At 41.8% G+C, this 25,037-nt stretch carries 20 protein-coding genes; 7 read left to right on the top strand and 13 right to left on the bottom strand.

What is annotated here, in order from left to right:
• The 12 genes from mraY to leuO form a co-directional block, all read right to left on the bottom strand.
• Positions 1-1,083 (bottom strand): phospho-N-acetylmuramoyl-pentapeptide-transferase, encoded by a 1,083-nt coding sequence (gene mraY / locus M1F17_RS06535; RefSeq protein ID WP_004262035.1) that lies wholly within the window; start codon positions 1,081-1,083, stop codon positions 1-3.
• Positions 1,077-2,441, bottom strand: a complete 1,365-nt coding sequence (murF, locus tag M1F17_RS06530; protein WP_318837322.1) for a UDP-N-acetylmuramoyl-tripeptide--D-alanyl-D-alanine ligase — start codon at positions 2,439-2,441, stop codon at positions 1,077-1,079. The genes mraY and murF overlap by 7 nt, the downstream gene beginning before the upstream one ends.
• Complete coding sequence (murE, locus tag M1F17_RS06525) at positions 2,438-3,925, bottom strand: UDP-N-acetylmuramoyl-L-alanyl-D-glutamate--2,6-diaminopimelate ligase (RefSeq protein WP_318837321.1); 1,488 nt, start codon at positions 3,923-3,925, stop codon at positions 2,438-2,440. The genes murF and murE overlap by 4 nt, the downstream gene beginning before the upstream one ends.
• On the bottom strand, positions 3,912-5,678 hold the full coding sequence (gene ftsI, locus M1F17_RS06520) for a peptidoglycan glycosyltransferase FtsI (RefSeq protein ID WP_318837320.1): 1,767 nt from the start codon (positions 5,676-5,678) through the stop codon (positions 3,912-3,914). The genes murE and ftsI overlap by 14 nt, the downstream gene beginning before the upstream one ends.
• Positions 5,679-5,689: 11 nt before the next feature.
• Positions 5,690-6,010: a cell division protein FtsL gene (gene ftsL, locus M1F17_RS06515; RefSeq protein ID WP_200129303.1), complete on the bottom strand. Its 321-nt coding sequence runs from the start codon at positions 6,008-6,010 to the stop codon at positions 5,690-5,692.
• On the bottom strand, positions 6,010-6,963 hold the full coding sequence (gene rsmH / locus M1F17_RS06510; protein ID WP_112307303.1) for a 16S rRNA (cytosine(1402)-N(4))-methyltransferase RsmH: 954 nt from the start codon (positions 6,961-6,963) through the stop codon (positions 6,010-6,012). Before rsmH ends, ftsL begins: the two co-directional genes overlap by 1 nt.
• 2 nt (positions 6,964-6,965) lie before the next feature.
• On the bottom strand, positions 6,966-7,424 hold the full coding sequence (gene mraZ, locus M1F17_RS06505; protein WP_004262043.1) for a division/cell wall cluster transcriptional repressor MraZ: 459 nt from the start codon (positions 7,422-7,424) through the stop codon (positions 6,966-6,968).
• A gap of 698 nt (positions 7,425-8,122) precedes the next feature.
• Positions 8,123-9,133, bottom strand: coding sequence for a catabolite repressor/activator (gene cra / locus M1F17_RS06500; RefSeq protein ID WP_094961381.1), 1,011 nt, complete (start codon positions 9,131-9,133; stop codon positions 8,123-8,125).
• Between the two features lie 84 nt (positions 9,134-9,217).
• A complete protein-coding gene (ilvN, locus tag M1F17_RS06495) occupies positions 9,218-9,709 on the bottom strand; it encodes an acetolactate synthase small subunit (protein ID WP_004262045.1) in 492 nt (163 codons plus the stop codon).
• Positions 9,710-9,711: 2 nt separating this feature from the next.
• The gene (gene ilvI / locus M1F17_RS06490) at positions 9,712-11,439 is read right to left on the bottom strand and encodes an acetolactate synthase 3 large subunit (RefSeq protein ID WP_036958468.1); all 1,728 of its coding nucleotides are present in this window, start codon (positions 11,437-11,439) and stop codon (positions 9,712-9,714) included.
• A 371-nt stretch (positions 11,440-11,810) separates the two neighbouring features.
• Positions 11,811-13,622 carry an AMP-dependent synthetase/ligase gene (locus M1F17_RS06485; protein WP_036958469.1) on the bottom strand — a complete coding sequence of 604 codons (1,812 nt, stop codon included), beginning with the start codon at positions 13,620-13,622 and terminating at the stop codon, positions 11,811-11,813.
• A 373-nt stretch (positions 13,623-13,995) separates the two neighbouring features.
• Positions 13,996-14,964 carry a transcriptional regulator LeuO gene (gene leuO, locus M1F17_RS06480; RefSeq protein WP_004262052.1) on the bottom strand — a complete coding sequence of 323 codons (969 nt, stop codon included), beginning with the start codon at positions 14,962-14,964 and terminating at the stop codon, positions 13,996-13,998.
• 892 nt (positions 14,965-15,856) lie between these two features.
• Between leuO and leuA the strand changes: the two genes are divergently transcribed.
• The 7 genes from leuA to M1F17_RS06445 all read left to right on the top strand — a co-directional run bounded on the left by leuA (position 15,857) and on the right by M1F17_RS06445 (position 24,758).
• The gene (gene leuA, locus M1F17_RS06475; RefSeq protein ID WP_144140742.1) at positions 15,857-17,434 is read left to right on the top strand and encodes a 2-isopropylmalate synthase; all 1,578 of its coding nucleotides are present in this window, start codon (positions 15,857-15,859) and stop codon (positions 17,432-17,434) included.
• 2 nt (positions 17,435-17,436) lie between these two features.
• Entirely contained in the window at positions 17,437-18,525 is a 1,089-nt protein-coding gene (gene leuB / locus M1F17_RS06470) for a 3-isopropylmalate dehydrogenase (protein WP_144140744.1), read from the top strand.
• A gap of 1 nt (position 18,526) precedes the next feature.
• On the top strand, positions 18,527-19,930 hold the full coding sequence (gene leuC / locus M1F17_RS06465; RefSeq protein WP_144140746.1) for a 3-isopropylmalate dehydratase large subunit: 1,404 nt from the start codon (positions 18,527-18,529) through the stop codon (positions 19,928-19,930).
• 7 nt (positions 19,931-19,937) lie between these two features.
• Positions 19,938-20,543: a 3-isopropylmalate dehydratase small subunit gene (leuD, locus tag M1F17_RS06460; protein WP_094961358.1), complete on the top strand. Its 606-nt coding sequence runs from the start codon at positions 19,938-19,940 to the stop codon at positions 20,541-20,543.
• Between the two features lie 480 nt (positions 20,544-21,023).
• Positions 21,024-22,700 carry an HTH-type transcriptional regulator SgrR gene (gene sgrR / locus M1F17_RS06455; protein WP_144140748.1) on the top strand — a complete coding sequence of 559 codons (1,677 nt, stop codon included), beginning with the start codon at positions 21,024-21,026 and terminating at the stop codon, positions 22,698-22,700.
• Positions 22,701-23,266: 566 nt separating this feature from the next.
• Positions 23,267-23,950 carry a DNA mismatch repair endonuclease MutH gene (gene mutH, locus M1F17_RS06450; protein ID WP_036958529.1) on the top strand — a complete coding sequence of 228 codons (684 nt, stop codon included), beginning with the start codon at positions 23,267-23,269 and terminating at the stop codon, positions 23,948-23,950.
• Between the two features lie 76 nt (positions 23,951-24,026).
• Positions 24,027-24,758: a TerC family protein gene (locus M1F17_RS06445; RefSeq protein WP_004262066.1), complete on the top strand. Its 732-nt coding sequence runs from the start codon at positions 24,027-24,029 to the stop codon at positions 24,756-24,758.
• Here M1F17_RS06445 and M1F17_RS06440 read toward each other — a convergent pair.
• Positions 24,755-25,003 (bottom strand): hypothetical protein, encoded by a 249-nt coding sequence (locus M1F17_RS06440; RefSeq protein ID WP_004262067.1) that lies wholly within the window; start codon positions 25,001-25,003, stop codon positions 24,755-24,757. The two genes, M1F17_RS06445 and M1F17_RS06440, sit on opposite strands and share 4 nt — an antisense overlap.
• Positions 25,004-25,037: the final 34 nt, after the last annotated feature.

Raw genomic sequence — 25,037 nt, 5'->3', positions numbered from 1 at the left:
TTAACGCACCTTCAAGGTTGCCAGCCCAATCAGGACTAGCATTAACGAGATAATCCAGAAACGCACGATAACACGTGGTTCTGGCCAACCCTTCAATTCATAATGGTGGTGAATTGGTGCCATACGGAAAATACGTTGTCCACGCAATTTAAATGAACCGACTTGTAAAATAACTGACAGCGTCTCAACGACGAATACACCGCCCATAATCACTAATAAAAACTCTTGGCGCAGTAATACCGCAATAGTCCCCAGTGCACCGCCAAGCGCCAATGAGCCGACATCGCCCATAAATACTTGCGCTGGGTATGTGTTAAACCATAAGAAGCCTAACCCTGCCCCCACAATGGCAGTACAGACAATCACCAGTTCACCTGCATGGGGTAAAAATGGAATATGTAAGTAACTGGCAAAGTTGACGTTACCTGTTGCCCATGCCACTAATGCAAAACCTGCGGCAACAAATACCGTTGGCATGATAGCTAAGCCATCCAAGCCATCGGTTAGGTTTACTGCGTTACTGGTTCCAACAATCACAAAATAGGTCAGCAAAATATACAGCATGCCCAGTTGTGGCATTACGTCTTTGAAAAATGGTACAACTAACTGAGTTGCTGGGGTATCTTTACCAATCGCGTACATGGAAAAGGCAACTATTAACGCAATCACGGATTGCCAGAAATATTTCCAACGCGCGATTAAGCCACGAGTGTCTTTACGAACCACTTTCCGGTAGTCGTCAACAAAACCGACAATGCCATACCCGACTAGCACGAGTAGTACACACCAAACGTAAGGGTTGTCTAATCGAGCCCATAACAATGTTGAAACGGTAATTGAAAATAAGATCAATAACCCGCCCATAGTTGGGGTCCCACGCTTACTAAAGTGAGACTCAGGGCCTTCGTTACGAACGACTTGACCAATTTGCATTTTCTGCAGGTAAGCAATTAAGTGAGGCCCCATCCACAGAGCAATGGCGAGTGCCGTCAGCAAACCGACAATGGCCCTGAACGTCAAATAAGAAAAGACGTTCAGAACAGAAAACTTGTGGACTAACATTTCGGCAAGCCAGACTAACATTCGAAGCACTCCTTCAATGCATTCACAACATCTTCCATCGCGGAGCTGCGTGAACCTTTAACTAAAATAGAAACAACGTCCTTCTGCTGCGCTAGCGGAATTAGTCGGGTTAATAAATCTGCTTTCACTGTGAAGTGCTCACCACACTCACTAAATTGGCTGATCAACTCACTTAACTGACCAACACTGAATACCTTATCTAAACCCGCCTGCTTAGCGGCAACACCTACACGTTGGTGGCAATCTTCGGCATAATCACCCAGTTCCCCCATATCCCCTACCACTAAGATGCGGTAACCCGGCATTTTTTCGAGGACCTGAATTGCTGCGATCATTGAGCCATCATTGGCGTTATAAGTGTCATCTAATACCACTTTGTGTTCACTCAAGCGCACAGGGTATAAACGCCCAGGTACCGCTTGCGTTTTTGCTATGCCGTTTTTGATATCTTCTAGGCTAGCGCCGACAGAAATCGCCAATGCACTTGCCGCTAACACATTAGCAATGTTATGCCGCCCTGGTAATGGCAAGGTGATATCGACACTACCAACAGGGGTATGTAACACAAAATCTGTTGTTAGCTGTTTCACTTGAATATCAGAAGGATAGAAATCCGCTTTTGCTTGTGAAGTTAGCGAGTAATACCAAACAGTTTGGCGTGGCTGAAACTGCCATTTTTCACTGTAGCTATCAAGGTTAACAATTGCGGTTCCTTCTTCTGGAACACCTTGATAAATTTCACCTTTGGCTGTCGCAACCCCTTCCGGTGAACCAAAGCCCGCTAAGTGCGCAGCAAATAAATTGTTAACTAACGCCGCTTCTGGTTTAACAATATTGGTTGTGTAGGCGATTTCATTTGGGTGATTAGCACCCATTTCTATCACAGCGAATTCATCATCATTTGTTAAACGAAATAGTGTCAAAGGCACACCAATATCGTTGTTTAAATTACCGGCGGTATATAAGGTTTTACCGCGCTCAGATAAAATAGATGCTGTCATTTCTTTAACAGATGTTTTGCCCGAAGACCCCGTCAAGCCAACGATTCGAGCTCTGCTCTGCTGACGAACCCATGCAGCCAATTGGCCCATCGCAATACGCGAGTCTTTCACGATAACTTGTGGGCAATCTACATTCAGCTTGCGCTCAACAAGTAACGCTTTAGCTCCCGTAACCACCACTTGTTGTGCGAAATCATGGGCGTCGAAGCGTTCACCTTTTAAGGCAATAAATAGGCAATTTTCAGCAATTTTGCGGCTATCGGTACTAACAGAGCTAATCAAAACATTGGTATCTGGAGCAGACTCAATCTGCCCTTGGGTAATCTGTGCCAGTTGAACGAGTGTTAAAGGGATCATGCGATTACCCCCAACAAACGTGCCACCGTTAAACGGTCGGAGTAATCTAGCTTGCGCTGACCAATAATTTGATAATCTTCATGACCTTTGCCTGCAATCACAATCACATCATCAGGAGATGCCTGCAAAATGGTGTTTGTCACTGCTTCTGGACGACCTGGAATGGCCAAGGCACGGCTGGAATCTAATAGTCCAGCCATGATGTCATTAATAATGTCGATAGGGTCTTCGCTGCGCGGGTTGTCATCTGTGATCACGATTTTATCTGCATATTCTTCTGCTGCGGCTCCCATCAGAGGGCGCTTACCTTTGTCACGGTCACCACCGCAACCAAATACACACCATAATTGCCCTTTGCAATGTAAGCGTGCTGCCGCTAAGGCTTTTTCTAAGGCATCAGGAGTATGCGCATAATCAACAACAACTGTCGGTTTATTCGGTGCACTAAACACTTCCATACGGCCGCAAACTGGTGACAATGAAGATGTAGCAGCCAGCAGTTTGTTTAACGGATAATCCATCATCAGCAAAGTTGCCATTGCCACTAATAAGTTGCTGACATTAAATGCTCCCATCAATGGGCTTTCAAAGTCACCATTTCCCCATGAGGAATCAAAATGGATAGTGGCGCCTTTGTCGTGGTATTCAACTTCCGTTGCTTTTAACCATGGGCCTTGCCAATCTTGAGGAATTTTGTTTTCCATGGTCACCGCGCACGCTTGTGGTAAACGCTGCAGCCACTTCAAACCAATCGCATCATCCGCATTGATAATTTGCGATTTTGTATTATGTGTGGAAAACAATAGCCATTTAGCGGCTTCATAGCTTTCCATATCGCCGTGATAATCAAGGTGATCACGGCTTAAATTAGTGAACACAGCGGCATCGAACTGTAAGTCTGCGACACGGCCTTGCACTAATCCATGGGAAGAAACTTCCATCGCTGTTAATGTTGCTTTTTGGTTCAATAACTGGGTCAATTCAAGTTGAATATCTACCGCAGAGCCCGTGGTATTTTCGCTTGGTGACACATGGCCTAATAGGCCATTACCCACGGTTCCCATTACTGCGCTAGTTTCCCCTAGCCCTTGAGCCCACTGAGCAATTAATTGTGTGGTGGTGGTTTTACCGTTAGTCCCCGTCACACCAACGAGTTTCATTTTTGCAGAAGGTTGGTGGTAAAACTCACCGGCCAGTGCAGATAAACGGTTATTCAGGTCATTCAAATAAATAACAGGTACGCCATGAACGAAACGAACTTCGCCTTCAACGGCTTCACCTTCCGCCTCTGCTATTACAGCGGAAACCCCTTGAGCAATCGCTTGAGGAATATAGTGTCGCCCATCCGATTGATGACCTTTTATTGCAATAAACAGATCGCCCGCGGCAGCCTTTCGACTGTCTAGCGTCATCTCACGCAGTGAGATTGGAGTTGTGCTCACACCAAAGGGTGAGAGTAGGTCACAAAGATTACGATCTGCCACTTTTAACCTCTTTTTGACTATTTACGATTTCATTTTGTTCGTTTGGTTGCAATGCATCGGGTTCAACATTCATCAACCGCAAGACCCCACCCATGATTGAGCCAAATACGGGGGCAGAAACCGCACCACCATAGTATTTACCTGCACTTGGCTCATTGATAAGCACAACTAACGCATAGCGTGGATTACTCGCAGGCGCAACACCTGCGGCATAAGCTAAATATTTATTAACATAGCGCCCTTCAGGGCCCACTTTTTTTGCTGTACCGGTTTTAATGGCAATGCGATAGCCTTTAATGGCTGCTCGAGCTCCCCCGCCGCCGGGTAGAGCTACACTCTCCATCATATGCACCACAGTACGCATAATTGGCTCAGGAAAAACACGCGTCCCTGGCACGGGAGGGTCAACTTTAGTGATTGATAGAGGCCGGTAAATACCGAAACTCCCTATCGTTGCATAGGCTCGCGCTAACTGTAACGGTGTTACCATTTGCCCGTAGCCAAAAGAAAAGGTGGCCCTTTCTAAATCAGACCACCGTGTTTTTTTACTTGGAAAGATGCCACTACTTTCCCCGACTAACCCCAGATTAGTCGGCTTGCCAAACCCAAAGCGGCTATACACATCCACCAGCTCAGTGGCAGGCATCGCTAACGCAAGTTTTGAAACACCTACGTTACTCGACTTCTGTAAAATCCCAGTAATAGTTAACTCAGCGTATCGTGCTACGTCTTTGATCTCATGACCACTAATACGATACGGATAAGTATTAATTACTGAGTTTTCTTTAATAATTTTGTTATGTAGCGCACTCATTACCACCATAGGTTTTACTGTTGAGCCCGTCTCAAAAATATCCGTAATGGCGCGGTTACGCATCGCATCCATTGATGTACCCGTTAAGTTATTTGGGTTATAGGATGGGCTATTCGCCATTGCTAAAATTTCACCGGTATGAACATCAACTAAAATTGCCACCCCCGATTCCGCTTTATTTTCCTGCACGCCACGTGTTAATTCACGGTAAACAATGGATTGAATACGTTCATCAATGCTTAATGTCAGATTATGCGCAGCTTGGCTGTCAATAGACGAAATGGTTTCAATCACTCGCCCATTACGGTCTTTACGGACTGTACGTTCACCCGGCGCACCTTTTAACCAACGGTCAAAGCTTTTTTCGACGCCTTCAATCCCTTCACCATCAATGTTTGTTACCCCCAGTAAGTGAGCGGTAACTGGGCCTGATGGGTAATAACGACGAGATTCTTTGCGTAAGTAAATACCCGGTATTTTTAATTTTTTAACGTAATCACCAATAGATGGGTTAACTTGGCGCGCTAAATACACAAAACGGCCTCTTGGATTGGCCGATATTTTGCTCGTAATTTGTTCTAATGGAATTTCAAGTGCGTCTGCCAGTGCTTTCCAGTGTTCGTCATTGCTTATTCCCCCTTTTTCAAACACCTCTTTGGGGTCTGCCCAGATCGCATTGACTGGCACACTCACGGCAAGTTGCCGCCCTTCTCGGTCGCTAATCATTCCTCGTGATGTCGCAACTTCTTGCACTCGTAAAGAGCGCATATCGCCTTCTTTCACCAGTTTCTCTGGCGCAATAATTTGCAGATAAGCCACCCGCGTTAGCAACCCTGCTAACGCTAAGACAATGCATCCGCACAGCAAAATAAAGCGCCAGCGGACAAAGCTGGTACTCTCTTCTTGTTTCTTATTTTTCGCTGTTTTTGGTGCTTTCATTAGGAACCTTTTTATTGCTTAGAAACAATAATTTTTTCTTGTGATGGTTCAACTTGCACCATCTGTAATTTTTCAACCGATAAACGTTCTATTCGGCTATGGCTCGCAAGGGTGTTTTCTTCAAGGATCAAATTACGCCATTCGATATCTAACAAGTCTTTTTCTTCATACAACTTATCTTTTGCGGCCGTTAGTAAACGAGTTTCATGTGCCGTCGTTACCACAAAAACAGCACTGATAATAATTGCCACTAATAAAATCAAAGGAACGATGCCATAACGAAATAAATCACGCCCAATGACGCGAGCTAGGCTGTGCCTTTCTGGAACCATTATTCCGCCGCCTTCTCAGCAAACCGCAACACGGAACTACGTGCGCGTGGATTTTCATCAATTTCGTTTTCCGAAGGTTTCATCTTACCTAGGTCACGTAACTGCGCTGCACCTAACTCTTTAATCTGCGCTTCAGTTAGAGGAATACCTGCTGGCACCGATGGACCTTTACTATTTTTGCGAATAAACCGTTTTACTAACCTGTCTTCCAACGAATGGAAACTGATAACTGATAAACGCCCTTGTGGTGCTAAAACGTTCATTGCGCCTTCTAACGCTTTTTCTATTTCTTCCAATTCACTGTTGATATAAATTCGAATGGCTTGGAAGCTACGCGTCGCTGGGTGCTTATGTCTGTCTTTCATTGGGCTAACTTTTGCAATTAATTCAGCAAGATGCCGTGTGCGTGTTAACGGTTCTTCTTCCGGGTTATGGTTACGCTCAACAATCGCTCTCGCAATTCGTTTAGCAAAACGCTCTTCACCAAAAGTTTTTAAAACCCAAGCTATGTCATCCGCTTCTGCGTCCATCAACCATTGCTGTGCAGATTGCCCTTTGGTTGGGTCCATCCTCATATCTAACGGCCCGTCACGCATAAAGGAAAAACCGCGTTCAGGGTCATCTAACTGGGGTGAAGAAACGCCTAAATCCAGCAGTACGCCATCAATTTGCCCGACTAACCCTTCTTCTTCGACATACTCTGCAATCGCAGAAAATGGGCCATGTTTAATCATAAAACGAGGGTCATCAATAGTTTGAGCCGCTTTTATTGCCTCTGGGTCACGGTCTATGGCGATTAAACGACCATTTTCGTCAAGCTGACTTAATATCAACCTTGAATGACCACCACGACCAAATGTGCCATCAATGTAGATACCGTTAGGTTTAATGTTTAAGCCATTAACGGCTTCATCCAGTAATACTGTTACGTGTTTAAATTGCTGTTGCGTCATTATTAAAGTGACAAATCCTGTAAGCGGGCTGAAAGTGGTTCATTGGTAAGGCGCTCAGCGGCAATATCATCTTCCACTTGCTGATACCAAGTTTGTTCATCCCAAAGTTCAAATTTATTAATCTGGCCAACCAACATGACCTCTTTGGTTAGCCCTGCGTGTTGACGCAATGTACTGGCTAACAAAAGACGCCCCGCGTTGTCCATTTGGCATTCACTTGCATGGCCCAATAACAGCCGTTGCACGCGTCGTTCAGCAGGGTTCATCGTCGATAACCGAGAAAGCTTTTCTTCGATAATCTCCCACTCAGGTAAGGTATAAAGCAGCAGACATGGCTGGTGAAGGTCAATGGTACAAACCATTTGCCCTTTCGATTCCTCGTTCAGCATTCCTCGATAACGAGTCGGCACGGTTAGACGCCCTTTGCTGTCGAGATTAACCAGTGTTGCCCCACGAAACATACCCGATTAAACCCCTTTTATTTCCAAGCCACCCACTTTACCCCACAATTCACCACATATAAAGTTTACGAATGGTATGAAAACGTTGTCAAGCCAGTCGCACTCAGCTTTAGCTTTATTTACAGAACAATTCAGAAAAAATAAGGGTAGGTAAAATATGACTTGGAAAGAAAATGCGAAATAACAAGTTGATATAATTAATATATTTTATAAAGTGCAACTTAAATAAGCGAGATCACTCTAGATTGCTGCAAAATCATACAAATCATTATAAATTCAACTTAAGTCTCATTTTTAATCAGTATATCTTGTACCGGTTATTTACTTTTATTGAGTCCCCAAATAATCATTAATATCTAACAACGGTAAAAACACCCCGAAAGAAAAATAAAACCATTAAATATCAACATAATAAATAACTGTTTTAATAAACAGTATTTAATTTTAAATATTTATCGCACAAATCAGTAATACATCTACAATAAATTTATATTAATTTAATCATCCGATTTAGCTTTCATTTTAAAATCAGCAATAAATATCTTAAGATAAATCCTAAAGTTAAATATTTACCTACTTTTAGCTTATAAAAAAAAAGCCCCTACAAGATAGGGGCCGTTATATTACTCATTATTGTGACCAACATCACTCATTATCGTGTAAATATTCACTGTTCGATTAAAGTTAAGTCTATTTTACTACTGCTTACGACCTAAACTTCCACGACGGCATAAATCACGGCGAATACGAGTAATACCAGGTTCTGGTTTTTGCTTTTCATCAAGGCTGGCAAGTACTAATTCTAAAATACGTTCAGCGATATCCCTATGGCGTTGTGCAAGGGAAAGCACTGGGCACTCGAGAAAATCTAATAACTCATTATCACCAAATGTGGCAATGACCATGTGCTCAGGTAAACGACCACTACGTTTCAACGCAACATCTAATACACCTTGTAGTAAGGAAAATGATGTTGTAAATAACGCGTCAGGCATCTCGTTACCGCTATCAAGCCAATGTGCAAAAACCTCTGCTGCTGAATCGCGTTCATAGCTATTTGCATACAGATAATCAATCTTGCGCGGGTCTTCATGCCATGCTTTACGGAAACCTTGCTCGCGTAAATAGCTGACAGACAGCTCAGGTAACGCCCCCAAATACAATACGGATTCAGCATTAAACTTGCGTAGTTCTGCTGAAATCATGAAAGCATCTTCTTGGTCATCACCAACGACACTAATAAAATGCTCTTTTTCAAGGGCTCTATCAAGTGCGATAATCGGTAAAGAACGGTTCGCCCAACGCTGATAAAACGGGTGTTCCGGCGGTAAAGCTGTCGAAACAATAATGGCGTCAACTTGTCGTTGCAAAAGGTGCTCAACACAACGAATTTCATTGTCAGGTTGGTCTTCTGAGCATGCTATTAGTAGTTGATAACCACGTTGACGCGCCTGCCTTTCAAGGTAATTTGCTATACGGGTATAGCTGGTATTTTCCAAGTCTGGGATCACTAACCCTATAGAACGGGTACGCCCTGCTCGTAGCCCCGCAGCAACTGCATTTGGATGGTAATTGTGCTCTCTGACGACTGCCATCACTTTTTCTACAGTTTTATCGCTGACTCGATACTGCTTGGCCTTGCCGTTGATCACATAACTAGCCGTTGTGCGGGAAACACCCGCTAGACGGGCTATCTCATCCAGTTTCACGTTAACCTCTTTACAATTTTGGGAATAGCCCCGAATCATTCGGGGCCTTAAACGCGATTATTCTACCTTCGGAAGATAAATTTTTCATCGCATAATTTTATCACCGCGTGAAACTCCGACAATCCCTGAGCGTACAACTTCAACAATTTCAGCAACACCACGCACTGATTCGATAAAAGCATCCAGTTTTTCGCTTGTTCCCGCTAGCTGAACGGTATAAAGCGTTGGGGTTACATCAACAATTTGTCCACGGAAAATATCCGCACAGCGCTTCACTTCATCACGCCCATATCCAGAGGCCTGTAGCTTCACTAACATGATTTCACGTTCAATATGTGCTGACGCCGTCAGCTCACTGACACGCAGCACATCAACCAATTTATGCAATTGTTTCTCAATTTGCTCAAGAACTTTTGCATCCCCTTTAGTTTGGATAGTCATACGTGACAATGTTGGATCGTCCGTTGGCGCCACGGTCAAACTTTCAATATTATAACCACGCTGAGAGAACAGACCTATGACACGGGACAAAGCACCTGATTCATTTTCTAATAAAACGGATAAAATACGACGCATGATCAGGTCCTCTCTGTTTTGCTCAACCACATTTCATCCATTGCGCCGCCACGGATCTGCATTGGATAAACGTGCTCAGTTTCATCAATATTTACGTCAACGAAGACTAATCGCTGATTTTCATTTACTTCAACAAGGGCTTGTTTTAGTTTTTCTTCCAGCTCATCAGGTGTTGTTATCGAAATACCAACGTGGCCATAAGCTTGCGCTAACTTGATGAAATCAGGCAATGATTGCATGTAGGATTGCGAATGGCGGCCTTGATAAATCATATCTTGCCATTGTTTTACCATGCCTAAGAAACCATTGTTTAAGTTGAGTACTAAAACCGGTAAACCATATTGCAGGGCTGTTGAAAGCTCCTGAATGTTCATTTGGATACTGCCGTCCCCGGTCACACAAACAACTGTCGATTTTGGATGCGCTAATTTCACCCCTAATGCAGCAGGTAAACCAAAGCCCATCGTGCCAAGACCTCCAGAATTTATCCAATGACGAGGTTTATCAAAGGGATAATATAATGCGGCAAACATTTGGTGCTGCCCGACGTCAGATGTCACATACGCTTCACCTTTCGTTAAACGGTAAATCATTTCAATAGCTTGTTGTGGCTTAACTTTTGTTGGGCTGGTTTCATAACGTAAACATTGTTTACTACGCCACTGTTCAATTTCTTTCCACCATGCAGTGAGCGCTTGGTTATCTTGTTTTGCTGAAGCCTGGTCTAACTGACCTAACATTTGCTTTAATGTAAGTTTCGCATCACCCACGATTGGGATGTCCGCATTAACCGTTTTTGAGATAGACGTTGGGTCAACATCAATTTGGATAACAGTCGCATTTGGGCAGTATTTTTCTAAGTTGTTCGTTGTTCTATCATCAAAACGAACACCAACAGCAAAAATCACATCTGAGTTATGCATAACCTTATTAGCTTCATAGGTTCCATGCATTCCAAGCATCCCGACAGACTGCTTGTGAGTTTCTGGGAAAGCTCCTAACCCCATTAAGGTTGATACTACTGGTAATTGTAGTTTTTCTGCCAACTCAATAAGTTCAGCAGAGCAATTCGCGTTAATCGCTCCCCCGCCAATATAAAAAACCGGTTTTTTTGCCGAAACCAATTTAGTTAACGCTTTTTTGATTTGACCTTTGTGGCCTTGCAGCGTTGGGTTATAAGAACGCAAAGAAACATTTTCTGGATAACGATAAGCAAACTTCAAGGCAGGGTTAACGGTGTCTTTAGGGAAATCAATAACTACAGGCCCAGGACGCCCACTTGCCGCAATATAAAAAGCTTTCTTGATGGTTTCAGGAATTTCTTCTGCGCTTTTAATTAAAAAACTGTGCTTTACTATTGGCCTTGAAATCCCAACCATGTCGCATTCTTGAAACGCATCATTACCAATTAGCGAACTGGCAACCTGCCCCGATAACACCACCATCGGTACTGAATCCATATAAGCTGTCGCAATACCCGTAATCGCATTCGTTGCCCCTGGCCCCGATGTCACTAACACGACCCCAACATCTCCTGTTGAACGTGCATAACCATCAGCCATATGCACCGCAGCCTGTTCATGACGCACTAATATGTGTTCTACCCCGCCAACAGTATGAAGTGCATCATAAATATCCAATACGGCACCGCCTGGATAACCAAACACGTGCTTTACTCCTTGGTCAATCAACGATTTGACGACCATTTCCGCTCCCGACAACATCTCCATGAGTTTGCCCCCAGACATTATTTGCAAGTGAAGAGGTATGCTCTACCTCTTTATTTTTATCATTTAAATAGTGAAATTCGTACTATTAACATATCTCTCCGGCTGAAACGAAGCAAACACCATTTCAGTGCAAGGATCACGAAACTTTCACATCATCTTGAACATGGGAATTTGATAGATAAATTGACTGCGTATGAAAATAATAGAAGGAAAAATGACTGGCATGAATGAAAAAACAGTGCAACTTTAATTAGTTGGAACCGTTACAATTTTTAATATTGAGCTATTATTTGAATGAATAAATAAAAACAGAGCAAAAACAAGACCTGACTTACCCATAATACAGGTAAGCCAGATAATTAAATGGTAAATTATTCTTTGTACATCGATTCAATTTCTAATTGATAGCGCTCAGAAATGATTTTACGACGTAGCTTTAAAGTCGGCGTTAATTCACCTTTTTCCATTGAAAATGTGGTTGGTAGCAATGTAAAACGCTTAACTTGATGGAAATTTTCGATATTCTTTTGTAAATCTTTTAAGCGACTTTCGAATAATGCCACAATATTCGAGTCTTTTAAGAGTTCTAAACGATCTCGATATTTCAGGTTTATTGAATGGGCATATTCTTCTAAGCTGTCATAGCAAGGCACAATAAGCGCTGAAACAAACTTACGAGCATCGGCAATGACTGCGATGTGTTCAATAAACTTGTCTTGCCCTAATACGCCTTCAATCATCTGCGGTGCAATATATTTTCCATTAGACGTTTTCATTAAATCTTTTAGTCTATCTGTAATATATAAATTACCTTGTTCGTCAATTTTCCCTGCATCACCTGTTTTTAACCAGCCATCCGCTGTAAATGTATCTAAGGTTTCAATCGGGCGGTTGTAATAGCCTTTCATAACCACCGGCCCTTTTACTTGTATTTCATCGTCTTTACCAATACGTACTGAAACAGAAGATAGTGGTGTACCAATCGAGCCTAATGGGTATTTCCCTTCTTCCCAGCAAGATACCGTGGCACAGGTTTCTGACATACCATAGCCGTATTTAATGTTTACCCCTGCAGAAAGGAAAAATGCAATCACATCGTCATCAAGACGGGCACCTGCAGCTGGCATGAACCGAATTCGCCCCCCTAACCCTTCACGAATTTTATTGAGGACCAGTTTGTCGACCATCGGGAAAATAGCGCGGTTAATAAAAGAGGGTTTGCGGCCTTTTGCTAAGGCTTTCACTCGGCTTCTGCCAAGGGATAATGCACAGCGAAATAGTGCCCTACGTACTAAAGGTGCTTTTGCCACTTTACTGTGTATTGCTGAATAAACTTTTTCATAAAAACGTGGAACCGCACACATTACTGTCGGTTTTACCTCAGCTAATGCTTCCCGAACCTGATTGGTGTCCGTTAAATAAACGTTTAGTGCTCCAACGTGCATAACGTAAAAGCTCCACGCACGTTCAAAAACATGTGAAAGTGGTAAAAAACTTAAAGAAACATCATCAGCGGTGAGTTGTAATCGTTCGTCATGGAGATACAGCTGCGCAGCCATGTTGTAGTAATCCAACATAACGCCTTTGGGTTCTCCGGTAGTACCTGATGTATAGATGATGGTAAATAAATCACTGAGATTATGCGCAGCGATGCGTTCATCCAGTTCTGCTTGGTATGCGGTTTGTGATTGCGCCATAAACGTGGATAAATGCATGGTGTTGATTGAAATATCAGCCAACTTAACATTGTCATTCATCACAACAATCGTGGTTAATTGAGGGCAAAGAGCGGGTAACTGGCATGCAACTTGATATTGCGCCTCTTCCCCAACAAATAACACTTTAATATTTGCGTCGTTAATAATATACGCAGCTTGCTCGACACTGCTAGTCGCATAAAGTGGCACCGTGACCGCCCTAATTTGTAACGCGGCAAAATCCACTAATGACCAATTCATACTGTTGTGGGCAAATAACCCAATATTTTCTTGTGCGATAACGTTTAATGCTAAGAGGTGTCGAGAAATTGCTGAAGTGCGATCGCCAACCTCCCCCCACGTTAATGAGCTACGTTGCCCGTTATCCCATTGACTGAAAGCTATCCGGTTCGCTGATTCTTGTGCAGTAACCCTGCTACGTAAGCGATTAACCAAGTGGTATGGATATAGATTTTCAGTAATCAAAGTTTATTCCCTATAAGTCATTATCGATATAAGCTACTCGGCACATTCACAAGCACTTAACCATTCTTATTATTTCAGCTTACAAGTGTTAGCTGAATATTCGCAGTGTATCGACTAAAGAGATGCGTGAAAAGCATTTATATGTAAATTTTTTGCAAATGTTATGTCTGCTACAAAACTCACCATAGCACCTACGATAATGAGTTAATCAGCTTGTTGGCATGTATATTTTGTTATAAGCACGTTTGCAGAAATATAGAGGTTGTTGGCCTTAAGGGACAATTTCATTTGTTATTTTCCCTTAACAAAATGAGCTATTTCTTTCTCATCAGTTCGAGATAGCCTACAACCTCTAATATTTTAAATAGGCGTGTTATGCCGCAACAGGCTGTTCAGAGAGTTCCTCAATCAATTGATTGAATTGAGACTTCATCCATTGATGGCCTTTATCCCTAACCGTTGATTCATGCCAAGTTAAGTAACAAGGCAGTGTATCCTTAAGCCAAGGTAACGTTAACGTACGTAATTTAAGTTGCCCAAAATGATGATTAACTAACCATTTTGGCACAATAGCCACGAGATCAGTTTGAGCAACAATACTCAATACACTATTTAAGTCAGTCCCTTGATAACTAACCGTATGCGATAACTCAGTATTATTATAATAAGGTTTACTAAATGACCCCATGTTATCCATTGACATAATAGCGTGGCGTTCATTATTTAGTTCAGTTTCAGAAATTGAATTACCAATACGTGGATGATGATTTGCCACCACTAATACTAATTCATCGTCAAATAAAACCTGATGTTGAAATTCCGTCTTTTCTAATTGATTATAGCCAAGGAAGAAATCCATTTCTTGGTATTTTAGTTGATGAGCAATTTTATTGCCCATAAAAGAATGAATGATTATATTAATATTAGGCGAAACTACCTTAAATTTTTCGACAATAATAGCAGCTAGGCGAATATCTAACGGTGAACAGATAGATAAATTAAATACCCGATCACTGTTTTGTGGGTTAAAACCTGCGCTAGGTAATTCATTATGAACTAATTGTAATGCTTGCCTAATAGGCCCAAATAATTGTTTAGCACGCGATGTCGGCTGAATACCACGCCCATACCGCACAAATAACTCGTCATTAAACATTGATTTTAAACGTGAAACTGCATTACTTACTGCAGGCTGAGACATCCCTAGAACTTGCGCAGCTTTTGTCACATTTTGCATCTGCATAACCACGTCAAAAACCGTTAATAGGTTAAGATCAACATTACGTAAATGAATATCGCTACTATCTTTTTTAGCTGTTGAAATTGTATCAAAATCAGTCATTTTTTACTCCACTAATATATTTATCATTTTTCATTAACGAAAAGAGTCATTCATCTAAAGAAACCGACGAATATATAAATTCATTAAATATTATTCTTAAAACAACTTATAGATAATAAGCTATTTCGCTTTCCCTGCATTTATTAAAACGACGTTTATATTACTTAACCTATTAATTAAACTTGCAGTATAAATATCATCATAAAACGTAAATATTCATCAAAATAATGAGTGATAACTACTAATTAGACTTGCAATCACTCACCGTAAAAATAATAAAGCAATTTTTGCAAGAAATCATAATAAATCGTATTTAGAATCAATAAATATCCTCATTATCAGATTATTTTTTAAATACTCATTTATTAGATAATTAACTTAATTAAAAAGCATTGGTGTAGGTGATTCATTCCTTGCGTTGAACTTCAACTCATAGGAAAACAGAAAAACATTATAAAATTCAACATATTAAACTCAACCAATACTTAGACAATGCCTGATTGAAGAATTTTACCCTTATAATTACATAAAAATCCAGACAAAACAGAAGAGTTACACCAAAAAAATAGCAACAACCACCAACTAAAAGCCATAATTCATGATTGGTAAAAATATGCTAAAAATCTATGATTGACATTAACTTTAAGATAACGTATCAATAAATACAGTTTAATTAAGATACTCAAGAGAGACGGTTGCAATGACATTTTCTATTCGCCTACTAAGCCTACTACTACTCGCATTAAATTTGCGCGGTATGCTTATGGACGAAAAATAGAAACAAACTGTCCACAAACATTAAGAACCCGCGCAACCGCGGGTTTTTTTATGCCTGCGGCTTTGGAAGAACATAACACTCAGTAAAAACAAAATTCGATATGAGGAACACAATATGAGCAACCAAGTCATTATCTTTGATACCACCTTACGCGACGGTGAGCAGGCATTACAGGCTAGTTTATCAGTCAAAGAAAAATTACAAATCGCCTTTGCGTTAGAACGTTTAGGCGTTGATATCATTGAAGCCGGTTTCCCAGTCTCTTCACCAGGTGACTTCGAGTCCGTTCAAACCATTGCCAGAGAAATCAAAAATAGCCGAATTTGTGCATTAGCACGTTGTATTGAAAATGATATTGATGTTGCAGCCGAGTCATTAAAGGTTGCCGAAGCCTTTCGTATCCATATTTTCTTAGCCACCTCCAATTTGCATATGGAGAAAAAATTAAATAAATCCTTTGATGGCGTAATGGATATGGCAATCAATTCCATCAAGCGCGCTAGACGCTATACCGACGACGTTGAATTCTCCTGTGAAGACGCTGGCCGTACTGACCCTGACAATTTGTGCCGCATTGTAGAAACAGCTATAAATGCGGGAGCCACCACCATTAATATCCCAGATACTGTAGGTTATACAACGCCTTACCAATTTGGTGGAATTATCACTGATTTGTATAACCGTGTGCCAAATATCGATAAAGCCGTTATTTCTGTTCATTGCCATGATGATTTAGGGATGTCGGTTGCTAACTCAATCAGTGCCGTGCAAGCCGGTGCCCGCCAAGTAGAAGGGACAATTAATGGCTTAGGTGAACGCGCTGGCAACACGGCATTAGAAGAAGTGATTATGGCAATTAAATTGCGCGAGCAAATGTTAAATGTACATACCAATATTAATCACAAAGAAATTTACCGGACCAGCCAATTAGTTAGCCAATTATGTAATACACCAATTCCAGCGAATAAAGCGGTTGTCGGCAGCAACGCATTTGCTCACTCATCAGGAATTCACCAAGATGGCGTACTGAAAAACCGCGAAACCTATGAAATCATGACGCCTGAGTCCATTGGCTTAAAAGAACAACAACTGAATTTAACCTCACGCTCAGGCCGTGCCGCTGTTAAGCACCGTATGGAGGAAATGGGGTATTACGAAGGTAAAGACTTCAAATTGGATGAATTATATACTGCATTTTTGAATTTAGCCGATAAAAAAGGTCAAGTGTTTGACTATGACTTAGAAGCCTTAGCTTTCTTTACTAAACAACAAGATGAAACTGACCACTTCGTCATGGACTATTTCAGTACGCAATCAGGCTCTAGTATTGTTGCGACAGCAACGGTCAAAATGCAGTGTGGTGATGAAGTGAAATCTGAAGCTGCAACCGGTAATGGCCCCGTTGATGCGATTTACCAAGCTATCAGCAACATTACACAATTCCCTATGAAGTTAGTCTCTTATCAGTTGTCAGCTAAAGGCCACGGTGAAAATGCATTAGGCCAAGTGGATATCGTGGTTGAATGCCATAACCGTAAGTTCCACGGGATGGGGTTAGCGACAGATATCGTTGAATCTTCAGCAAAAGCCATGGTGCATGTGTTGAATAGCATTTGGCGCTCAGAGCAAGTTGAAAAAGAAAAACAAAAAATAAATCAAGAATCACAATCAAACACAAAGGAAGCTGTTTAACAATGTCTAGTTATAAAATTGCCGTATTACCGGGAGATGGCATCGGTCCAGAAGTGATGGCGCAAGCTCACAAGGTTTTAGCTGCTATCAGCAAACGTTTTGCAATAACAATCGACACCACTGAATATGATGTTGGCGGTGCGGCAATCGACAAGCACGGTGAACCATTACCACAGGCCACAGTAAAAGGTTGTGAGGAAGCTGACGCTGTCTTATTTGGTTCTGTCGGTGGGCCGAAATGGGAACACTTGCCACCTGATAGCCAGCCTGAACGTGGTGCATTATTGCCTTTACGCAAGCATTTTAAATTATTCAGTAATTTACGCCCTGCTCGCTTATATCAAGCATTAGAAGCATTTTGCCCATTACGTGCAGACATCGCAGCTCAAGGCTTTGATATTCTTTGTGTGCGTGAATTAACAGGTGGGATTTACTTCGGTCAACCAAAAGGCCGCAAAGGTGAAGGCCAAGAAGAATACGCATTTGATACTGAAGTTTATCACCGCTATGAAATCGAGCGTATCGCACGTATTGCTTTTGAATCAGCCCGCAAACGTAATAACAAAGTCACATCAATCGACAAAGCAAACGTGTTACAAAGCTCGGTCTTATGGCGTGAAGTGGTTAATCAAATCGCAAAAGAATATCCAGATGTTGAAGTCAGCCATATGTATATCGATAACGCAGCCATGCAAATGATCAAAGCCCCATCTCAGTTTGATGTGGTGTTATGTTCTAACTTGTTCGGCGATATCATTTCTGATGAATGTGCAATGATCACCGGTTCCATGGGCATGTTACCTTCTGCGAGCTTAAATGAAGCTGGATTTGGTTTGTATGAACCTGCGGGAGGCTCTGCACCAGATATTGCTGGAAAAAATATTGCCAACCCAATTGCACAAATTTTATCTGCTTCCATGTTGTTAAGATTTAGCTTAGACCAAGCCGATGCAGCAGATGCAATCGAACGTGCGGTCAATAAAGCCTTAGAAGAAGGTTATAGAACATCCGACTTAGCGGGTGCAGGTCAGTCAATAAGTACCAGTGAAATGGGCGATATTATTGCTCGTTATATTGCAGAAGGGGTTTAACATGGCCAAGACTTTATATCAAAAATTGTATGATGCCCACGTTGTCCGTGAGGTCGAAAATGAAATCCCTTTGATTTATATCGATCGCCATTTGGTACATGAAGTGACATCACCTCAAGCGTTTGATGGTTTGAGAACTAAGAAACGTCCTTTACATCAACCAAGAAAAACTTTTGCCACAATGGATCACAATGTATCAACGCAAACCAAAGATATTAATGCGTGTGGCGATATGGCTCGTATTCAAATGCAAGAGTTGATGAAAAACTGTAAAGAGTTTGGCGTAACTTTATATGATTTGAATCACCCATACCAAGGTATTGTCCATGTGATGGGGCCTGAGCAAGGTATTACTTTACCCGGTATGACCATTGTATGTGGAGACTCCCACACCGCAACACACGGCGCATTTGGCTCATTAGCCTTTGGTATCGGAACATCTGAGGTTGAGCACGTGATGGCGACTCAAACGCTGAAACAAGCACGCGCTAAAACAATGAAAATTGAAGTCGTAGGCAAAGCTCCAGCAGGTATTACCGCAAAAGATATCGTTTTAGCGATTATCGGTACAACGGGCAGCGCAGGCGGTACTGGCTATATTGTTGAGTTTTGTGGTGAAGCTATCGAAAACTTAAGCATGGAAGGCCGCATGACGGTATGCAATATGGCAATTGAATTAGGCGCGAAAGCGGGAATTATCGCACCGGATGAAACCACTTTTGCCTATATGAAAGGTCGCCAATTTGCACCTAAAGGCCAACAATGGGACGATGCGGTTGCTTATTGGAAAACATTAAAAACGGATGATGATGCACAATTTGATAAAGTCATCACTATTCAAGCAAGTAGCATCGCGCCACAAGTCACTTGGGGAACCAACCCTGGGCAGGTGATTGCCATCAACCAGCCGATCCCTGCTCCTGAGTCATTTGCAGACCCTGTTGAACGAGCTTCCGCTGAAAAAGCATTAGCTTACATGGGGTTAGAGTCTGGCATTAAATTATCTGATGTCAAAATTGACAAAGTATTTATTGGTTCATGTACGAATTCACGTATTGAAGATTTACGTGCCGCTGCTGCAATTGCAAAAGGTAAAAAAGTGGCTAATGGCGTACAAGCTATTGTTGTTCCGGGATCTGGCCCTGTTAAGGCCCAAGCTGAGCAAGAAGGTTTAGATAAAATTTTCATTGAAGCGGGTTTTGAATGGCGTTTACCGGGTTGCTCTATGTGTTTAGCGATGAATAATGACCGCTTAAACCCTGGCGAACGCTGTGCATCAACCAGTAACCGTAACTTTGAAGGCCGCCAAGGTCGCGCAGGTCGTACTCACTTGGTTAGCCCAGCAATGGCAGCTGCCGCAGCGATTAATGGCCATTTTGCTGATGTACGTGATATTCAAATCTAAGGAGAAAATGATGGAAAAGTTTATTACACACGTCGGGATTGTCGCTCCTTTAGATGCAGCTAATGTGGATACTGATGCCATTATCCCTAAACAGTTTTTGCAAAAAGTGACTCGCACAGGTTTTGGGCAACACTTGTTTAATGACTGGCGCTTTTTAGATGAGAACGGGCAACAACCTAACCCTGATTTCGTCTTGAATAAGCCAGTTTTTAAAGGGGCAAGTATTTTATTAGCTCGCGAAAACTTTGGTTGCGGTTCATCCCGTGAGCACGCACCTTGGGCATTAACTGACTTTGGTATTCAAGTGGTTATCGCCCCAAGTTTTGCTGATATTTTTTATGGTAACTCGTTCAACAACCAATTATTACCAATCAAATTAAGTGAAACTGAAGTAGATGAGCTGTTTAACTATGTTAATAGCCATGAAGGTTGCCAGTTTACGGTAGACTTAGAAGCTCAAACCGTGACTGCTGGTGATAAAACCTATCATTTTGAAATTGATAGCTTCCGCCGCCACTGCATGATGAATGGCTTGGATAGTATTGGTTTGACGTTGCAGCATGTCGACCAGATCACCGATTTTGAAAGCAAGATTCCATCCTTTATGCAGTAAATCCTTTTCTACGCCTACTTTGGTGGGCGTAGTTCCTCTTTTAGCTCTAATTATCCAACTAAACCGCCTACTTCGCACCAAAAATGCGGAATTAATCCTTATTAACAAATTTACGACCTCAAACTACTTCCTCATTAAATTCTTCCTGTATAATTAATAACAAAATAAGATTTTTGCCTTTAACTGAACGATTTTTTCTAAATAGTTCGCACTGTAGCTAGGCGGTGAGAGAAGATATCTTGGGGAGCATACATAAGTATGTGACCCAAGTAGCTGAACGAAACCAACAACGCGACAGTGCGAAATATGACGAAAAAATAAAAAAAAGCCGGTAAAAACCGGCTCGGTGATAAACACCATTACTCTAAATGGGGGAGTCGGCCTGCAACATGCAGACCAAACGAGCTACTTACTGCCTTCTATTATCGTGAGATTTTAGGAAATTAAAATTGATGTATTTTTTGCCGGAGTTCCTCTTTTATGTCTAATTCACGATTACAAACCCAGTTCATTCGTCTCTGGCAACACTTTCAGGGCCAAGACAGTGAAACAACTCTGCAAGATATCGCTGATACACTGTTTTGCTCTCGCCGTCATGTTCGGACGCTACTTAATAATATGCAGTCACAAGGTTGGCTCAGTTGGCAGGCTGAGTCTGGTCGAGGAAAACGCTCGGCCCTTATTTTTCATGTTAATGGCTTAGAGCTACAACAGGCACAGGCTGAACAACTACTCAAAGAAGAAAGTATTGAAAAACTTGTCGCCCTAGTGGGTGATAAGGAAACCATTCGCCAAATGGTATTGTCTGAACTGGAACGCAGCTATCGACAAGGTAAGAATTTATTACGGATTATTTATTATCGAGATTTCCCGACACTTCTTCCTGGCGCCCCCATGCGCCGCTCAGAAATTCACTTGATGAGCCAAATATTTAATGGTCTTACCCATATAAATGAGGAAAAAGGGGAAGTGGAAGATGGCCTTGCCCACCATTGGCAGCCCATCAGTGATACCCAATGGCGTTTCTATTTGCGCCCTGCTATTTATTTCCACCATGGACGAGAAATGGTTGCCGACGATATTATCTATTCCCTTTTACGCTTAAAAACCTGTTGGCCGCTATTTTCACATATACAATCCGTCAGCTCACCGCAACCTTATGTCATTGATATCATGTTAAGTGAGCCTGATAAGCAGCTACCTTGGTTGTTAGGTAGCCATCATGCGGCTATTTTACCGAAAGAGTGGGAGAGCCTCGAAAACTTTAGCCGTTGTCCTATCGGCACTGGCCCCTATCAAGTAGAAAAAAACTTGCCACAAAAGCTGACTATCACGGCTTTCGACCGCTATTTTGGCTATCGTGCACTGCTAGATGAAGTGACCATTTGGGTGGTTCCTGAACTTTCAGAACAAATGGTTTGTACGACATTAAAAATGGATGGTGACAAGCACCATAATGATTCACTTGAAAGCCGCATGGAAGAAGGCTGCTATTTCCTCTTAATGGATCAGCGCTCACCGGTTGCTCAGCGTGAAGATGTCCGTAAATGGTTATGTAGCTTTTTAACACCTGTCAACCTACTTGCCCATTGTGAACCGTTTTATCAGCGCCATTGGGCGCCAGCTTATGGCTTATTACTCCATTGGCATCATAGTAAAATGCTAACCTTGTTCCCTAAGCCTGAAGATTTGACTGAGCTGACTGTTACTTTTTATCGCAACCACCATGAGTTCTATGCGATTAGCCAAATTATGAAACGCGTGTTACAGACACAAGGCGTGGAGCTCAAGATTAATATCATTGATTATGATGATTGGTTTAATGGCAATGGGCAAAGTGATATTTGGTTAGCAACAGCTAACTTTTTTAAACCTCTTGAATTTTCTATCTTTGCTACCTTGTACGAAATGCCATTACTGCGCGAATGCCTTAATAACACTCTCCGCGATGAACTTAATCTATGGCGTAATAACCAATTAGATGTAGAAGCCTGGTGTGAAAGCTTAATTGACTCGCAAATTTTCCACCCTATTTTTCATCATTGGCTTGAACTACAAGGCCAAAAAACCATGCGCGGCGTACGGATGAATACCTTTGGCTGGTTTGATTTTAAATCTGCATGGTTTAAACCCTCTGAGGATAACCTAGCAAAATAATGATAGTTATAAACAGATAAAATGAATAATAAGGATGTTATTCACTTTTTCTGTGGATATCCATGTGAACAACCTCATGGTAATCAGGGTATATCCCCAAGCCACTTTTTTATCAAAAAAAAGAATAGTCAAATAATCATTGATAAATCAAAGAAGTAAATAACAAAAAAGCGTTTTATCCACTGGCTATTTTTCTAGCTAAAATACTTAAGACTTTAACTGAGCAAAGATCAAACAACGTTGTATTTATCCACAAGATATGTGCTCAACTTACTCATATTTTGTGATATTCGTCATAAAAACCGTTTAGTCAAGGCTGTAAATACACACAGTAATCTCTATTTTTCACAGTTATCCAGAAATCCTGTGGATAACCTAGTGCATGATCCTGTGATTATCTTGGGATGAACTTGAATAACCTCTGTTATAATTTATGACCTGGATGAATAAATAACATTATATCCCTATATATCAAATAGTTAAAAACATCAAAGAAAAAGTGTTATACTTCTTCAGTTCTATGTATTTTCACTGGCTACTTTTTATACATTAATATTCAAACCATGATGCCATTTATTGCGCCACCGCCACCTGATAACGAAGCAACCTTAATGGGTCGAGCGCAAGCCCTTGCTGGCTATACGCTTGGTGAGCTCGCCCAACATGCTGCTATCCCTATCCCTCCTGACCTCAAACGAGATAAAGGCTGGGTTGGTATGCTATTGGAATATTATTTAGGTGCGAGTGCGGGAAGCAAGGCAGAGCAAGATTTCGCTCATATTGGGATTGAATTAAAAACCATTCCTATTGACCGTTATGGTGCTCCACTCGAAACGACCTTTGTTTCTGTAGCACCATTAACGGGGAATAGTGGCTTAACATGGGAAAATAGCCATGTTCGCCGCAAACTATCCCGCATTTTATGGTTTCCTATCGAAGGGGAAAGGCAAATTCCACTCTCACAACGCAGAGTCGCAAACCCGTTAATCTGGAGCCCATCTCCCTTTGAAGAACAGTTACTAAGACAAGATTGGGAAGAGCTAATGGACCTCATTGTATTAGGCAAAGTGGAAAGTATCACTGCACGCCATGGGCAGGTATTACAGATCCGCCCTAAGGCCGCAAACAATAAGGCACTAACTGAAGCGATTGGTGAGTTCGGTCAACCGATTATGACGCTACCTCGTGGTTTTTATCTCAAAAAAGATTTTACCGCGCCCCTGTTAGCGCGGCATTTTAATCTAAGTTAGTCGCTAACCATCGCCTGTACCAAAGCAGACGATAAATTATTATCACTGTTTAATTTGTTAATTAGAAGGTACTAAGATGTTTGAATGGATACTGGACCCCAATGCTTGGATGGCACTCGCCACACTAACCATATTAGAAATTGTCCTAGGCATCGATAATATTATTTTCCTCAGTATTGTGGTGAGCAAGCTTCCAAGCCACCAGCAAAATAGTGCCAGACGGACAGGCCTTATTGCGGCAATGGTGATGCGCCTTGCGTTATTGGCTTCGATTGCTTGGTTATCACGCCTTACCACGCCGCTTTTCACTGTCGCAGACCATGTTGTATCCGCTCGCGATCTCATATTATGCGCAGGTGGGATCTTCCTTATTTGGAAAGCAAGCCAAGAAATTTTTGATACGATTGAAGGGGAAAGTGAAAATAATCTAGCAAATAAAAAAGTGAGCTCATTTTGGGGCGCTATCGTGCAAATTGCTTTATTAGACATTATCTTCAGTTTAGATTCCGTGATCACCGCAGTGGGGCTATCAGACCACTTATTTATCATGATGGCAGCGGTAGTCATCGCTGTACTCATTATGATGCTTGCGGCCAAACCCATTGGCGACTTTGTTGAGCGCTACCCCTCCGTAAAAATCTTAGCCTTATCGTTTTTGATTCTAGTTGGTTTCACTTTACTACTTGAAAGTGTTCAAGTTCACGTATCAAAAGGCTATATCTACTTTGCGATGTTCTTTTCCATGGCAGTACAAGTCCTTAATATCTTGCGCAGCAAAAAATGGAAAACCAGAAATCAAACTAATTAAGATGGTGACCTAACCGCCTGTTTAGCCGCTAAAATAGCCCCCTCTACCGCTTTTTTTGCTTGCGGGCTATTTTTCCAGCAACTTGAACCTGTCAATGCAGCACCAGAAATTAAAATTTCATCGTAAGATGCTTCACTCAGTTGTGCGAGTGAGCTAAAACCCATTTGTTCTAAGCGGCTAATCACCATGGGACCGACACCTTTAACGGCCAACAAAATCTGCTTTTCTGATTCGGAAAATGCCATTTTACTCTTCTCTTTGTTAATGAATTGATGTTTA

It is taken from the genome of Providencia sp. PROV073, assembly GCF_033688125.1.
Taxonomy (GTDB): domain Bacteria; phylum Pseudomonadota; class Gammaproteobacteria; order Enterobacterales; family Enterobacteriaceae; genus Providencia; species Providencia hangzhouensis.
The sequence above is the reverse complement of the archived record's forward strand: the minus strand, read 5'-3'. Positions and strand labels throughout refer to the sequence as shown.

Excerpts from the sequence above, each read along its gene's own strand:
- mraY (WP_004262035.1), bottom strand. The coding sequence starts at position 1,083 with ATGTTAGTCTGGCTTGCCGAAATGTTAGTCCACAAGTTTTCTGTTCTG.
- murF (WP_318837322.1), bottom strand. The coding sequence starts at position 2,441 with ATGATCCCTTTAACACTCGTTCAACTGGCACAGATTACCCAAGGGCAG.
- ftsL (WP_200129303.1), bottom strand. The coding sequence starts at position 6,010 with ATGGTTCCAGAAAGGCACAGCCTAGCTCGCGTCATTGGGCGTGATTTA.
- mutH (WP_036958529.1), top strand. The coding sequence starts at position 23,267 with ATGCCATTTATTGCGCCACCGCCACCTGATAACGAAGCAACCTTAATG.
- M1F17_RS06445 (WP_004262066.1), top strand. The coding sequence starts at position 24,027 with ATGTTTGAATGGATACTGGACCCCAATGCTTGGATGGCACTCGCCACA.
- leuO (WP_004262052.1), bottom strand. The coding sequence starts at position 14,964 with ATGACTGATTTTGATACAATTTCAACAGCTAAAAAAGATAGTAGCGAT.
- leuA (WP_144140742.1), top strand. The coding sequence starts at position 15,857 with ATGAGCAACCAAGTCATTATCTTTGATACCACCTTACGCGACGGTGAG.
- ilvN (WP_004262045.1), bottom strand. The coding sequence starts at position 9,709 with ATGCGTCGTATTTTATCCGTTTTATTAGAAAATGAATCAGGTGCTTTG.
- ftsI (WP_318837320.1), bottom strand. The coding sequence starts at position 5,678 with ATGAAAGCACCAAAAACAGCGAAAAATAAGAAACAAGAAGAGAGTACC.
- leuD (WP_094961358.1), top strand. The coding sequence starts at position 19,938 with ATGATGGAAAAGTTTATTACACACGTCGGGATTGTCGCTCCTTTAGAT.
- ilvI (WP_036958468.1), bottom strand. The coding sequence starts at position 11,439 with ATGGAGATGTTGTCGGGAGCGGAAATGGTCGTCAAATCGTTGATTGAC.
- sgrR (WP_144140748.1), top strand. The coding sequence starts at position 21,024 with ATGTCTAATTCACGATTACAAACCCAGTTCATTCGTCTCTGGCAACAC.
- leuB (WP_144140744.1), top strand. The coding sequence starts at position 17,437 with ATGTCTAGTTATAAAATTGCCGTATTACCGGGAGATGGCATCGGTCCA.
- rsmH (WP_112307303.1), bottom strand. The coding sequence starts at position 6,963 with ATGACGCAACAGCAATTTAAACACGTAACAGTATTACTGGATGAAGCC.
- leuC (WP_144140746.1), top strand. The coding sequence starts at position 18,527 with ATGGCCAAGACTTTATATCAAAAATTGTATGATGCCCACGTTGTCCGT.
- mraZ (WP_004262043.1), bottom strand. The coding sequence starts at position 7,424 with ATGTTTCGTGGGGCAACACTGGTTAATCTCGACAGCAAAGGGCGTCTA.
- M1F17_RS06440 (WP_004262067.1), bottom strand. The coding sequence starts at position 25,003 with ATGGCATTTTCCGAATCAGAAAAGCAGATTTTGTTGGCCGTTAAAGGT.